This is a genomic window from Bacillus haimaensis (assembly GCF_048270625.1).
Classification (GTDB): Bacteria; Bacillota; Bacilli; order Bacillales; family Bacillaceae_I; genus Sutcliffiella_A; species Sutcliffiella_A haimaensis.
In genome coordinates, this window is sequence record NZ_CP158164.1 from 1,409,634 (window position 1) to 1,423,694 (window position 14,061).

General features: G+C 43.3%; 14 protein-coding genes. All 14 read left to right on the top strand.

Annotation, left to right across the window (positions count from 1 at the left end; genetic code table 11):
• Positions 1-2: 2 nt before the first annotated feature.
• The 14 genes from dapB (at position 3) to ABN702_RS07205 (ending at position 14,060) form a co-directional block, all read left to right on the top strand.
• Positions 3-806: a 4-hydroxy-tetrahydrodipicolinate reductase gene (dapB, locus tag ABN702_RS07140; RefSeq protein WP_417900029.1), complete on the top strand. Its 804-nt coding sequence runs from the start codon at positions 3-5 to the stop codon at positions 804-806.
• 14 nt (positions 807-820) lie between these two features.
• A complete protein-coding gene (gene mgsA / locus ABN702_RS07145; protein ID WP_417900030.1) occupies positions 821-1,231 on the top strand; it encodes a methylglyoxal synthase in 411 nt (136 codons plus the stop codon).
• Between the two features lie 2 nt (positions 1,232-1,233).
• Positions 1,234-1,941, top strand: a complete 708-nt coding sequence (gene bshB1 / locus ABN702_RS07150) for a bacillithiol biosynthesis deacetylase BshB1 (protein ID WP_417900850.1) — start codon at positions 1,234-1,236, stop codon at positions 1,939-1,941.
• On the top strand, positions 1,942-3,069 hold the full coding sequence (gene bshA, locus ABN702_RS07155) for an N-acetyl-alpha-D-glucosaminyl L-malate synthase BshA (RefSeq protein WP_417900031.1): 1,128 nt from the start codon (positions 1,942-1,944) through the stop codon (positions 3,067-3,069).
• A 39-nt stretch (positions 3,070-3,108) separates the two neighbouring features.
• Positions 3,109-4,302 (top strand): CCA tRNA nucleotidyltransferase, encoded by a 1,194-nt coding sequence (locus tag ABN702_RS07160; RefSeq protein ID WP_417900032.1) that lies wholly within the window; start codon positions 3,109-3,111, stop codon positions 4,300-4,302.
• Positions 4,287-5,273 (top strand): biotin--[acetyl-CoA-carboxylase] ligase, encoded by a 987-nt coding sequence (locus tag ABN702_RS07165; protein WP_417900033.1) that lies wholly within the window; start codon positions 4,287-4,289, stop codon positions 5,271-5,273. Before ABN702_RS07160 ends, ABN702_RS07165 begins: the two co-directional genes overlap by 16 nt.
• A gap of 269 nt (positions 5,274-5,542) precedes the next feature.
• A complete protein-coding gene (panB, locus tag ABN702_RS07170) occupies positions 5,543-6,382 on the top strand; it encodes a 3-methyl-2-oxobutanoate hydroxymethyltransferase (protein WP_417900034.1) in 840 nt (279 codons plus the stop codon).
• On the top strand, positions 6,379-7,242 hold the full coding sequence (panC, locus tag ABN702_RS07175) for a pantoate--beta-alanine ligase (protein ID WP_417900035.1): 864 nt from the start codon (positions 6,379-6,381) through the stop codon (positions 7,240-7,242). The genes panB and panC overlap by 4 nt, the downstream gene beginning before the upstream one ends.
• 1 nt (position 7,243) lies before the next feature.
• The gene (gene panD, locus ABN702_RS07180) at positions 7,244-7,630 is read left to right on the top strand and encodes an aspartate 1-decarboxylase (RefSeq protein WP_386638724.1); all 387 of its coding nucleotides are present in this window, start codon (positions 7,244-7,246) and stop codon (positions 7,628-7,630) included.
• Positions 7,631-8,238: 608 nt separating this feature from the next.
• On the top strand, positions 8,239-10,857 hold the full coding sequence (locus ABN702_RS07185; protein WP_417900036.1) for an exonuclease domain-containing protein: 2,619 nt from the start codon (positions 8,239-8,241) through the stop codon (positions 10,855-10,857).
• Positions 10,858-10,913: 56 nt separating this feature from the next.
• On the top strand, positions 10,914-11,750 hold the full coding sequence (locus ABN702_RS07190) for a ComEC/Rec2 family competence protein (RefSeq protein ID WP_417900037.1): 837 nt from the start codon (positions 10,914-10,916) through the stop codon (positions 11,748-11,750).
• A 442-nt stretch (positions 11,751-12,192) separates the two neighbouring features.
• Positions 12,193-12,363, top strand: a complete 171-nt coding sequence (locus ABN702_RS07195; RefSeq protein ID WP_417900038.1) for a YpmA family protein — start codon at positions 12,193-12,195, stop codon at positions 12,361-12,363.
• 12 nt (positions 12,364-12,375) lie between these two features.
• Positions 12,376-12,849, top strand: coding sequence for a DUF5590 domain-containing protein (locus ABN702_RS07200; RefSeq protein ID WP_417900039.1), 474 nt, complete (start codon positions 12,376-12,378; stop codon positions 12,847-12,849).
• Between the two features lie 23 nt (positions 12,850-12,872).
• Positions 12,873-14,060, top strand: a complete 1,188-nt coding sequence (locus tag ABN702_RS07205; protein WP_417900040.1) for a pyridoxal phosphate-dependent aminotransferase — start codon at positions 12,873-12,875, stop codon at positions 14,058-14,060.
• Position 14,061 lies beyond the last annotated feature (1 nt).

The window sequence follows — 14,061 nt, forward strand, 5'->3', positions numbered from 1 at the left end:
ACATGCAAACTATCAAGATAATACTGGCAGGTCCACGTGGAAGAATGGGCCGTGAAGCAGTAGATTTAATACATAGAACCGAACATTTCGAACTGGTAGCCTGCCTTGATCGTGTAAATGGAGGGAAAATGCTGTCTGAAGTAGAAGGGTTCCCGGCAATGGATGCAAAAATTTTCACAGATGCAGGCGAATGTTTCAGTAATGTTGAGGCGGATGTACTTATTGACCTGACCACTCCAGAGATCGGTAAGCTGCATACAAGGCTTGCGCTTGAGCATGGAATCCGTCCAGTAGTTGGGACAACCGGCTTTAATGAGGAGGAGTTGAAGGAACTGACCGATCTTGCAGAAGAGAAGAAGACTGGTGTCATTATCGCTCCCAACTTTGCGGTTGGCGCGATTCTTATGATGAAATTTGCACAGATGGCTGCCAAGCATCTGCAGGATGTGGAGATCATTGAACTACACCACGACCGAAAGCTTGATGCTCCTTCAGGTACTGCGATCAAAACAGCTGAATTGATTTCCAAGACACGTGAGCCTAAAAATCAGGGTCATCCGGATGAGGAAGAGCAGCTGAAAGGGGCAAGAGGGGCGGAAACAAAGGATGGCATCCGCATCCATAGTGTTCGACTGCCTGGCCTTGTAGCCCATCAGGAGGTCATCTTTGGCGGTGAAGGACAGTCTTTGACCATCAAGCATGATTCGTATAATCGCGCATCCTTCATGTCCGGGGTCAAGCTTGCAGTTGAGACGATCATGCGTCTAGATGTATTAGTGTACGGACTTGAAAATATCATCGAGTAAGGGCGGGGATAACCATGAAAATAGCATTGATTGCACATGATAAGAAAAAGCCGGATATGATACAGTTTGCTACAGCATATGAGCCGATTCTTAAAAAACACGAGTTATATGCTACAGGTACCACAGGTCTTCGAATTGCGGAAGCGACAGGCATGAATATTCACCGATTTCAATCTGGACCGCTTGGGGGAGACCAGGAGATTGGGGCGATGATTGCCAAGAACCAGATGGACATGGTCATCTTTTTCAGGGATCCACTGACGGCTCAGCCGCATGAACCGGATGTAACAGCACTTTTGAGACTGGTGGATGTTTATTCCATTCCGCTTGCAACCAATATGGGTACTGCAGAAATACTAATTCATGGATTAGAGCGTGGAGAGCTCGGCTGGCGAAATCTTGTGAAGAAAAAAGAGGAAGAGTAATGATAATTTCACTGGACATTTTGGCCTTCGGCGCCCATCCTGATGATGTGGAAATCGGGATGGCAGGCACGTTGGCAAAATATAAGGAAAAGGGATTGAAAATCGGCATTTGCGATTTAACGATGGCTGAGCTGTCCTCCAATGGAACCGTTGAAATCCGTCAAGAGGAGGCAAAACGGGCCGGTGAAATTCTTGGACTGGATGCAAGAATACAGCTTGATCTCCCTGATCGCGGACTGTCCTTGACAGAAGCTCACATCAAAGAAGTGGTGACCGTAATTCGTACGTACAAGCCAAAGGTGGTATTTGCGCCTTACTGGGAGGATCGTCACCCTGATCACGGCAATTGTGCAAAGATCGTGGAGGAGGCTGCTTTTTCCTCTGGAATCAGAAAGTACAATGTAGAAGATGATTTAGAACCGCATAAAGTAGAAAACATATTTTTTTATATGATAAACGGTATGCATCAAGCCCAGTTTTACATAGATATCACTAATCATGTTGAAAAGAAAACAAATGCCCTGCTGGCGTATGAAAGCCAATTTGAGGTCGGGAATAACGGGGTAGTCACACCATTGACCAACGGATATGTGGATAGCGTCATCAGCAGGGAAAAAGTGTACGGTAAACAAATAGGATCCGTGTATGCGGAAGGATTTTTTGCAAAAGGTCCTTTAATCTTAAACAACGATCTATTAGGTGGGATGTAAGTGAAACTCAAAATAGGAATCACCTGTTATCCTACGGTTGGAGGATCGGGTGTCATTGCAACAGAACTAGGAAAGCTTCTCGCAGAAAAGGGACATGAAATTCATTTTATCTCCTCAAGTATGCCTTTCAGACTGAATAAGGTCTATAGCAACATCTATTACCACGAGGTGCAGGTCAACCAGTACTCCGTGTTTCAGTACCCTCCTTATGATTTGGCTTTGGCTAGTAAAATGGCAGAGGTGGCGAAGCGGGAAAAACTGGACCTACTGCATGTGCATTATGCAATCCCTCATGCGGTCTGTGCTTATCTGGCCAAAAAGATGACTGGAGATGAGCTGAAAATAGTAACGACACTCCATGGAACTGATATAACAGTACTTGGCTACGATCCATCATTGAATGACATGATCAGATTCGGAATTGAAGGTTCGGATGTCGTCACAGCAGTATCAGAATCGCTAGTACAACAGACCTATGAACTTTTGCAGCCGCAAAAAGCCATACAGACTGTCTATAATTTCATCGATGAACGTGTCTATTACAAGAAAGATAAATCCGATTTAAAAGAACAGTACGGGATCCTCCCCGAGGAAAAAGTGGTCATTCATGTATCCAACTTCCGCAAGGTGAAACGGGTGGAGGATGTGATTCAATCCTTTTATCGCATTCAAAAGAAAGTGGCCTCGAAGCTGCTGCTCGTGGGGGACGGACCCGAAATTTCCGTTGTTTGCAAGCTTGTCAGGGAACTAGGAATCACGGATAAAGTACTATTTTTAGGGAAACAGGAGAATGTGGAGGACCTGCTTTCCATTTCAGATCTGAAACTGCTTTTATCTGAAAAAGAAAGCTTTGGACTCGTATTGTTAGAAGCCATGGCTTGTGGTGTACCTTCTGTCGGTACCAATATAGGAGGCATACCGGAAGTAATCGAACATGGTGTTACCGGCTTTTTGAGTGAAGTGGGTGAGGTGGAAAACATAGCTGATCAGGCGATTTCCATTCTTATCGATCCGGAGTTACATAAACGATTTTCCGAGAATTGCATCCAACGGGTCAAAGACCGTTTCAGCTCGAGATATATTGTGGAACAATATGAAGATCTATATTTGAAACTGATCAAGGAATAGCTCCTTCCGTTAGAGAAGGATCAAAGGGAAGGGATAACGATGCACACCTCTTTTCAACATGCAACCGCCATTATAAACGTTCTTGAGGGATCTGGGCATGAAGCTTATTTTGTTGGGGGTTCTGTCAGAGATCATCTGATGGATAATGCTTTGGGAGATATTGATATTGCAACAAGCGCTACTCCTGATCAGATACAGGCGCTTTTTCCTAAGACCGTCGACGTCGGAGCGGAACACGGTACCATCATCGTTGTCACAGAGCACGATTCCTTTGAAGTGACCACCTTTCGGACAGATGGCACCTATACAGACTACCGAAGGCCGGACGAAGTTATATTTGTTAAAAGCTTATCAGAAGATCTTAAACGGCGCGATTTCACGATGAACGCGATTGCGATGACCAGAACGGGAGAAATCCTTGACCCATTTAACGGAAAAGTGGATATCGACAGAAAATTGATTCGGACAGTGGGGGAAGCGTCGGAACGATTCCACGAGGATGCCCTCAGAATGTTTCGTGCGATTCGATTCAGTTCCCAGCTCGGATTTTCCATTGATAAAGAAACATTCTTAGCAATCAAGAAGAATGCAAGCCTGATGGAAAATGTCTCTGTAGAAAGAAAAACAGTCGAAATGGAAAAGCTACTCCTTGGAAAAGGCATAAACAAGGCAATCCCATTATTGATCGATTCAGGATTATTCCGCTATTTACCGCTGCTGGAGGAGAAAAGGGAGGAGCTTGGACGAATGGCTTCCTTCCCTTTTCATGAACTGTCCGGACGCATAGAATTATGGACAGCATTTGCTAATTTGTTGGAAATATTCGAGCTCGAGGCCTTCCTGAATGCCTGGAAGCTCCCTAAAAAGGTTAGTAAAGGAGTTATACTGAATATCTTGACCATTCAGCGATTTATGCAAAATGGGTGGAACAGGGAACTGGTCTATTATTCCGGCGGCGAAGCCTGTCTTGCGTCCCATGAAATATTGGTGCTCCAAGGGAAGGACAAGCCTGAATCATTTGATACGATTCAACAAATAAGTGAAGCATTGCCTATTAAGGGAATAAAAGATATTGCCGCCAACGGAAATGACTTGGTGGAGTGGCGCGACCAAAAGCGTGGAAAATGGATTTCTGAACTTTTACATGATCTCGAAAAAGAGATACTGGAAGGTAAGGTCCGGAACGAAGCAGGTGCAATAAAGGAGTGGGTAAGGTCTTGGCAACAGAAATAAGATCCAAGCTATTAAAAATGTTCACAGAAGTGGAAGGCGATTTTTTATCAGGTCAAAAAATCAGCGAAGAGCTCGGCTGTTCAAGAACCGCAGTATGGAAGCATATTGAGGAGCTGCGACAGGCTGGCTACGAGCTTGAGGCCATCAGAAGAAAAGGCTACCGCATCACGAAAATCCCCAATCGGATCAGCTCCAATGAAATATCTCTTGGTTTGAAGACTGATACGTTGGGTAGAGCAATTCATTTTGAGGAATCCGTCACGTCCACTCAAAAAATAGCTCATCAGCTGGCCTATGATGGTGCCTTGGAAGGTACGCTGGTTGTAGCGGAGGAGCAGACGGCAGGCAGAGGCAGGCTTAACCGTGCTTGGCATTCACCGATGTACACGGGAGTCTGGATGAGTCTCATCTTAAGGCCAAACCTGCCACCGGCGAAAGCCCCGCAGCTTACCCTGCTTACAGCGGTGGCCATTGCACAGGCAATTGAAGAGGTCACTCTATTGCGCACCGACATTAAGTGGCCAAACGATATACTTATCAATAAAAAGAAGACAGTCGGAATCTTGACCGAAATGCAGGCAGAGGCGGATAAAATCAACTCTGTCATTATCGGGATGGGTATCAATGTGAATCAAGAGCTCGAGCATTTCCCTGAAGAACTCCATTCCATCGCCACTTCCCTGGCAATCGAGCTTGGAAAGCCAGTTAACCGTGCTGAACTGATTCAGATGATACTGTTGAAGTTTGAGAATTTGTATCATCGCTATCTGGAGCATGGCTTTTATCCGATCAAACTGCTATGGGAGTCCTATGCCATCAGCATCGGTAAGAAAATCATCGCAAGAACGATCACTGGTACGCTCGAAGGAACGGCAAAAGGAATTACAGAAGATGGAGTATTGATGCTTGAGGATGACAATGGTCACATTTCTTATATACATTCAGCCGATATTGAAATTGGAAAAGATTAAAAGAATAGCATCTTTTCGAAACATCTTTTATAATGGTAGCGTGGGCAGTATCCCAAAAGGAACTGCACCAAAAGATTAAATGCAAAAAAAGCAACTACAACCAAATATCTGCCTTGATCCAAAGGACTAGGACAGAGGGATTGAACTGAACCGATTAAAATTAACCATGCAGCACATCTGTGTGAATTAACCATCCTTCTTTCTGTAGAAAGAGGGATTTTTATGTTTCGGTTGTTCATTTCTTGTCCTCAAAAAGAGGAGGAACGAACATGAAAACAGCTACAGATTTCATGAAAATGAAACAAAATGGAGAGAAAATCGCGATGTTGACTGCCTATGATTATCCTTCTGCAAAGCTTGCAGAGGAGTCTGGTGTGGATGTGATCCTTGTAGGAGATTCCCTTGGGATGGTCGTACTTGGCTACGACTCGACTGTACCGGTGACGGTGGAAGATATGATCCATCATACCAAGGCGGTCAAACGAGGAGCAGGTTCAACTTTTATCGTGACAGATATGCCTTTTATGAGCTATCATCTGTCCATTGAAAACACATTATATAATGCCAAAAAAATGATTCAGGAATCAGGTGCACATGCTTTGAAGCTTGAAGGAGCGGATGAAGTAGTTGATATGATCCGTTATATTACTAAATCCGGAATTCCGGTTGTCGCACATCTCGGTCTTACCCCACAATCAGTCGGAGTACTTGGCGGCTATAAAGTGCAGGGCAAAGACGTGGAAAGTGCCCAAAAAATGCTTGAGGATGCCATCCTGGTAGAAAAAGCTGGTGCGATGGCACTTGTACTGGAGTGTGTACCAGAACAGCTGGCAAGGGAAATTTCCTCCAAACTCACTATCCCGACTATCGGAATCGGTGCGGGAGAAGCGACAGATGGTCAGGTGCTTGTTTTTCATGATGTACTCACATATGGAGTAGATCGGGTTCCAAAATTTGTTAAATCCTATGCTGACGTACAAACTGTCATGAAGGATGGACTCTCAGGCTATGTAACGGAAGTGAAAAACAAAGCATTTCCTAAACCTGAACACAGCTTTACCATGAAGGAAGAAGCACTGCAAAGATTATACGGAGGCAAATCCCAGTGAAAATCATTAATCTTATTTCCGACATGCAAAAGGAGAGCCTTGCTGCACGCCTGGCTAAAAAAACGGTCGGGTTTGTCCCGACCATGGGCTTTTTGCATGAAGGCCATGCGACATTGATTGAACAGGCAAGAAAAGAAAATGATATTGTCGTACTCAGTATTTTCGTCAACCCTCTCCAATTTGGCCAAAATGAAGATTTTGACGCGTATCCGAGGGACATAGCGAGAGATGAAAAAATCGCTAGGGAACTTGGTGTGGACTATCTTTTCTATCCAACCATTGAAGAAATGTATAAAGAAGACCGGACCACTCTCATCACTGTGGAAAAGAGAGTGGATGTCCTCTGTGGAAAAAAACGCCCCGGGCATTTTGACGGCGTTGCAACCGTTGTGATGAAGCTGTTCCAAATTGTCATGCCAACTCAAGCTTATTTCGGAATGAAGGATGCCCAGCAGGTGGCGGTGATAGAAGGGTTGATCTCCGATTATCATTTGACTGTCCAACTTGTGCGCGTAAATACAATCAGGGAAGAGGACGGCTTGGCAAAAAGCTCACGAAACGTCTATCTTACTCCAAAGGAACGCGAAGAAGCCCCAGCCATCCATCAGGCATTGCAATTGGGAAAAAGCAGGCTGGAACAAGGGGCTTCCATCTCTGAAACGAAGGAATTCGTGGAAAACTATATCAAAGAGCATACTGCTTCCGAGATTGACTATGTGGAAATATATTCGTATCCCAATCTGAAAGAAGTAAAGGAACCGAGAGATGGAGAAAGCCTTATACTTGCAGTTGCTGCGAAGTTCAGCAGGGCGAGACTGATAGACAACATCGTTTTTTCATACACGAAAGGGGAAAATTAACATGTTTCGTACTTTAATGAATGCCAAGATACATCGTGCCCGTGTGACGGATGCGAACCTTAACTATGTCGGCAGTATCACAATCGATGAGGATATTCTGGATGCTGTTGGACTTGTCGCAAACGAAAAGGTCCAGATTGTAAACAATAACAATGGTGCACGTTTTGAAACGTACATCATCCCTGGGGAAAGAGGCGGAAAAGAATTCTGCTTGAACGGTGCAGCAGCCCGTTTAGTTCAAAAAGGGGACGTCATTATTGTCATTTCTTATGCGATGATCGCAGATGAAAAAGTAAAAGACCACCAGCCAAAGGTGGCAGTGATGAATGAAAACAATGAAATCGTGGAAATGCTCGGAACAGAACCAGCAGCCACAGTCATGATATAATTCACATGTAATAATTTTTTAGTTTATATGTAAATAATACTTCTCCCTTCAAACACCCCTGTTGGTTTCCACTCCAGGGGTTCTCTTTCCGCGGGCGGCCTCGGGAGCCTCCTCGGCGCCTAGAGCGCCTGTGGGGTCTCCCTTGACACGCTTCTCCCGCAGGAGTCTCACCCCTTGCGCTCCAACCAACAGGGGGAGAGTAAAATTATTTTGAGCTCTATTGAAATCTTAAAGTGAAAATATGAATTTTGAATAATAAATGATTCTTTTTTATATCGTAATCTCCTATAGAGAAAAATGATTAGAAACGTGAGTGGATTGTAGCGGAAGGCACTTGACTCCTGCGGGAAGATAGAGGGTATGGGAGACCCCACAGGCCGTAAGCCGAGGAGGCTCCCATCCCTCCCCGCGCGGCGCTGAGTGCCTGGAGCGGAAATCCACGGGAAATATCTTTAACCAAAATATCAATTAATGCGAAAACAGCTTTCCCCCTTAAATGGGGGTTTTTCTTTTAAAAGACTGGAGAAAATAAATTTAACTATTTTTTTCGTTCAGTGACTATGATACTTTGTTTATAGATGATTTGAGAAGTTATGAGGTGTAAAGAAATGAAACAGCGTTATGTTGTCCTGGATTTGGAAACAACAGGGAACTCTCCGAAAAAACAAGATAAAATTATACAAGTGGGCGCTGTTTTAGTGGAAGATGGCGAAATAACGGAACGGTTTGCGAGCTTTGTCAATCCAAGCTGCAAAATTCCTCCTTTTATCGAACAACTGACAAGTATAAATAATGAGATGGTAAAAAAGGCACCGACCTTTGCCCAAATAGCACCTATGCTAGTGGAAATGCTGGAAGGTTCAACATTGGTGGCACATAATGTCCCGTTTGACCTGTCCTTTCTTCAGCATGAACTTCAAGAGAGCGGCTATCCTGCTTTTTCAGGGAATACAGTGGATACAGTGGAGCTTGCACGCATTCTTCTCCCTACCCGTTCAAGCTATAAACTGACTGACCTGGCTGACTTCTATCAGCTTGATCACGATAATCCTCATCGCGCAGACAGTGATGCGGAAGTGACTGCAATCATTCTCCTTAATCTATTGGAGAAGATAAAGAGCCTTCCCGCTCAAACGAGCCGACAATTACATACCTTATTACATAATATGAAAAGTGACGTTTATATCCTGTTCCACTCCGCTGATACAGATGCATCACTTTCCGATGATTACTATCTGTATGAGGATAGGCTTGTCCTAAAAGCTCCTGCTGAACATCAAGTTGATGAGAGGGTGAAACGCAAGGAGTTACTACTTTCATCGATAAAAAAGAATATAGGGCATTCCACTGCGGTAGATGAAATAAGGGGGCTGTTTGAATCCAGGCAGCATGGGCTTTTAGAAATTCCAACCTCATTTGAGGACGAGTGTTCCTATCTGCTGGGAGCGTTTCTATTTTCCCTCGAGAATGATAAACAGGTTGTCATCAGCAGTCATCGTTCCGGTACTTTTAGCACCATCCGGGAGCTTTTCAATAAGTTACAGATGGATGATAGAGATTTCAATTTGCTTACCACCTCCATTAAAGGCAAATATTATTATTTGAGTCTGCCTCGATTTTTACACGCGCTTGGAGAAGAGGAAGACAATTATGATGCGGTTTTGACTAAAGCGCAGATTCTTGTATGGCTGACGGAAACTGGGTCTGGTGATATGGAGGAGTTATCCTTGTCATCCGGCGGCCGGCTTTTATGGGAATCCATCAATTGCTCATTACCCTCCGAGATGGGAGTCGCAGAAGCAGCACATTGCTTTTACCAGGCAGCAAGGGAAAAAATAAGTCATGCGAGTCTTTTGCTTACCAATCATTCCTTTTTGGCCAAAGAAATTTGGAAAGAGGATGTATTAAAGGGAATGCATTATTACATTATCGAAAATGCCAATGTGTTTCATCAAAACGTCAGTAAATTCCTTGGAATAGAAATAAGCTATTTGGATATATATTTTACCTTATCCAAGCTCCCCGATGTACGTGCCGTACAGCAAGCAAAAGTGGAGCTGGATGATGTGTTTCGGATTCTAAGGGATTATTGCCTTGCTCGAACCAAAAGGTCGTCATCCAAAGTAACCTACCGTTATTCTGTTCAAAAGGAGAGCGGCAGAGCCTGGGCAGGAGTGCAGGAGGCAGCACAAAGGCTTTACATGTCGTTGACGGATGTCATCCTAACCCTAGAGAAACAGGCAAGCAGAAGGGACTCCGTATCCGAGGACATACAATCCGAATACCTCCTACAAGAGCAAATGGTACTTACTGAAATGCGGGAAACCTTCTATTCGCTCCTGTTTGTCCCCAAGAAAGACCGGTTAACTTGGTTTGAGGTGAACGTTCGTGGGGCGAAGAACTCTTTGACGATTTTTGAGCAGCCTCTGGATATCAGTACAAGGCTGGCCGAAAAATTTTATCAGATGAAAAGCAGTGTGATATTCGTTTCACCAGCGCTCAGTGTAAATGACAGCTTTGAATTTACAATGGAGGAACTTGGACTCACCGATTTTTATCCGGTTATGAAGGTGTTGAAGCCGCATGATTCAAAGGCTCTCCCAGGAGTGTTTATTCCAACTGATATGCCGTACATTGAAAAGGGGAAAAATGAGACATTCGTCTCGATTGCTGCTCTGCAGATTCAGGAGCTTTTGGCACATAAGGGAGGAAGGGTCCTTGTTTCCTTCTCTTCGAGTGACATGCTGTCTGCGGTCTACAATGAGTTGAAAAATTCTCCACAATCAAGTGAAACAGTCGTTGTAAGCCAAAGTGGTATAAGCGGTGGCAAGCAGAAAATCCTGAAGGCTTCCGCCAATTTCGAAAACGCCATTCTTTTGGTCACTAACAGCTTTCTGGAAGAGGTCTCGATCAAAAAAGAGAAGATCAATACATTAGTTATCATTCGATTGCCATTCAGAGCTCTTGATGAACCGCTTCTTGCAACGAAAATCAACCAGGTTGAAAAGCAAGGAAGAAACTCCTTTATGGATGTATCTTTGCCAATCGCAGTCCTTCGGTTCAAAAAAATGGTCGCCAATTTTTTGGAAGGTAACGGAAGCAAGGACATCTTTATTTTCGATAGAAGAGTGGCAGAGAAAAGGTATGGTGTTCAATTCATTGATGCAATTCCAAATGGGATTGTGAAAAAAGATACTTTTTTCAGTCTTCTCCATAGTATAGATTAAAGCGAATGTAGTCATTTTAATACAGTACACAACTATGGTTAGAATGGATGAGATGAATGTGGAATTTATTCTTGCTGGGACTACTACTGATAAACTTCGGAATACTCCAGCCTGAGTACCCGACCGACGTAGAGAACATTGACCTGAAATTGGATGAAGAGGAAATAGCCTTTACCTTTCTGGATCTGCCAAATGGCGAAAGTACCATCATCCAGAACTCGGAAGGAGAGAATATCCTGATCAATACCGGAGCTCCTGAATCAGAGGATGAACTGCAGCATTATTTGAAAATATACGGAGTCGACGAAATATCTGGACTGATCATTACCAGCCCCGACGTTGAATATACAGGGAATCTGAAGTATCTTTTGGATAATTTCACAATAGATAAAGTGATTCTCCCAAGGAGCATGTCCGATGCCAGATTAGATATTGAGACTGATTGGTGGGAAAAAGGAACAAAAAGTGAACTTGTGGAGGACCTGAATGTACAGGTGCTGAATGAAGACTATTCCAAGAAAAAGCATCTTGGGATGGATCTATTATTTGAATTCAATGAAACGCATCTGCTATACATGACCAGTGCAGATAAAGAAGTCGAGAACAGATTGCTTCAGCAGCATAACCTAAGTGTCGTCAACATAATAAAGGTTGGGGACTTCGGTAATGATACGGGAACATCAAAAAAATTCCTGAAAGCTTGTGATCCGCAGACAGCGGTCGTGTTTCATAAAGAAACAACAGAAGGAAAGTCACAAGTCCTCGAAAGACTCCAGGAAACATGGCTTGACCTATATCTCACAAGCCAAAAAGGAAATATCACCATAAAAATGCAAAAAGGCGACTATCACGTCTTCACACTAACACTAGACACTTTTTTGCAAATGTCATAAATAAACTTGGGAAAAAAGTTTACACTCATGTATAACTACGCTTAGCTGTTGATTGGAGCAATAGGCGAAGACTCCTGCGGGAGGAAGCGTTTAGTGGAGACCCCACAGGCGAAGCCGAGGAGGCTCCACAAACGCCCCTTGGGTCGCTGCGCCTAGTGCGGAAATCAACAGCGGTGTTTAATGAAGATGTAAAATAATTTATCATTCAATGCTAAAAAACAAAAAATAGGGTGAATCAAGCTGCCACTTGATACACCCTTTCAAAATATCGGTGTAGGATAGGAGAAAATTTATTATACTGAAAAGTACTTAATTGTACTAAACTGAATATTTACTGTTATAATGTGTTTGAACACTATAGGTGATTCAGTACTTATATTCTTACCGACATATAGGGGCAATATGAGTAACAATAATTGCTTGAAAGCAGGAGGATTTTGGGATGGAAAGTAAAATTGAAGTGATCTCCACCGTAAAAGTGGAATACTCTTCCGATCTGTATAAAATTGTCGACACACTCAATCGAAATCTAAAAAGGGAAAACCTTATGTTTGGTTTGGCTTTAGATGAAGATAATAAAGATAAAGCAGTATTCACCATATATCGTACATAAAGAAGTGATAAAATGAAAAAATGGATTATTATTATATGCACCCTCCTTGTTATCCTGCTCGTATGGCAGCTTGTGTCCATTTACCATACAGCCATGTCGCCTATTCGCGAGGATGAAAATGAGGCCACCAAAATAGCAAAAGAAGAGAAAAACCTACAGACAATCAATGAGGTTTATACATATAATGGTACGACTCCTTACACCATCGTCCAGGGAACGGATGATAAGAATGAAGAGATAATCATCTGGGTGGATGAAAAGAAAGATATTGCCCTGACAGCAAACGCGAGCGATGGAGTAGCCAAAAAAGATGTAATGAAATATGTCGATACCGACCGGAAACCTTCGGAGATCTTATCGGTTTCTCTTGCAATGGAGAACGATATTCCACTATGGGAAATCAAATTCAAAGATCAGAATGACCGATATAATCTGTACTACATTAAGTTTGAAGATGGAGAGTATTATCAACGTATAACGTTTTAATCGGAGCGGGAGGAAAAAGAACCATGAAATTAGCCAAACGAGTATCAACCTTAACACCATCTACTACATTGGAAATTACAGCAAAAGCAAAAGAATTAAAAGACGCAGGTCATGACGTTATCGGTCTTGGAGCAGGGGAGCCGGATTTTAATACGCCTGAACATATCTTAGATGCTGCAAAAAAAGCGATGGATCAAGGGCTTACCAAATATACGCCATCAGGTGGATTGCCTGCGTTGAAAAAGGAAATAATCAACAAATTGGAAAGAGACCAGAAGCTTTCCTACAAGCCTTCTGAAGTGATTGTCTGCACTGGGGCAAAGCATGCCCTCTATACCTTGTTCCAGGTTCTGTTGGATAAAGATGATGAAGTGATCATTCCAACACCATATTGGGTAAGCTATCCAGAACAAGTGAAGCTTGCAGAGGGAGTTCCTGTCTATGTGGAAGGAAAAGAAGAAAACCAATTTAAAATTACTGCTTCCCAGCTGAAAGAAGTTATAACATCTAAAACCAAAGCACTTATTCTTAATTCACCAAGTAATCCTACTGGGATGATCTATACAAAAGAAGAGCTGCAAGAACTTGGCCAAGTGTGTCTTGCGCACAATGTACTGATCGTATCCGATGAAATATATGAAAAGCTTTTATACGATGGGAACGAGCATATCTCCATCGCCCAGTTATCTCCTGAGCTGAAAGAATCGACCATCATCATTAATGGTGTGTCCAAGTCCCATTCCATGACTGGCTGGAGAATCGGTTATGCTGTTGGAAATGCCACCATCATCAGTGCAATGACAAACCTTGCAAGCCATAGCACTTCCAATCCCACTTCAATAGCCCAATACGCAACCATTGCAGCGTATGCAGGGTCACAGGAAGATGTGGAAGTGATGCGTAAAGCTTTCGAAGAACGACTCAACATCATATTTGAAAAATTAAATGCGATTCCAGGCTTCCATTGCATTAAGCCTCAAGGGGCATTCTACTTATTCCCGAATGCATCTGAAGCTGCGAGAATAGCTGGTTTTCAGGATGTGGACAGTCTGGTAAAAGCCTTGCTTGAAGAAGAAAAGGTGGCATTGGTTCCAGGTTCCGGGTTCGGAGCAGACAACTACGTGCGCCTTTCCTATGCTACAAGCCTCGACCAGCTGGAGCAGGCTGTAGAACGTATTGCACGTTACATGGAAAATGTTGCAGTGAAGTGAT

Bases quoted from the DNA above. Each gene is read 5' to 3' on its own strand.
- dapB (WP_417900029.1), top strand. From the start codon at position 3: ATGCAAACTATCAAGATAATACTGGCAGGTCCACGTGGAAGAATGGGC.
- mgsA (WP_417900030.1), top strand. From the start codon at position 821: ATGAAAATAGCATTGATTGCACATGATAAGAAAAAGCCGGATATGATA.
- ABN702_RS07160 (WP_417900032.1), top strand. From the start codon at position 3,109: ATGCACACCTCTTTTCAACATGCAACCGCCATTATAAACGTTCTTGAG.
- panB (WP_417900034.1), top strand. From the start codon at position 5,543: ATGAAAACAGCTACAGATTTCATGAAAATGAAACAAAATGGAGAGAAA.
- panD (WP_386638724.1), top strand. From the start codon at position 7,244: ATGTTTCGTACTTTAATGAATGCCAAGATACATCGTGCCCGTGTGACG.
- ABN702_RS07185 (WP_417900036.1), top strand. From the start codon at position 8,239: ATGAAACAGCGTTATGTTGTCCTGGATTTGGAAACAACAGGGAACTCT.
- ABN702_RS07190 (WP_417900037.1), top strand. From the start codon at position 10,914: ATGTGGAATTTATTCTTGCTGGGACTACTACTGATAAACTTCGGAATA.
- ABN702_RS07195 (WP_417900038.1), top strand. From the start codon at position 12,193: ATGGAAAGTAAAATTGAAGTGATCTCCACCGTAAAAGTGGAATACTCT.
- ABN702_RS07200 (WP_417900039.1), top strand. From the start codon at position 12,376: ATGAAAAAATGGATTATTATTATATGCACCCTCCTTGTTATCCTGCTC.
- ABN702_RS07205 (WP_417900040.1), top strand. From the start codon at position 12,873: ATGAAATTAGCCAAACGAGTATCAACCTTAACACCATCTACTACATTG.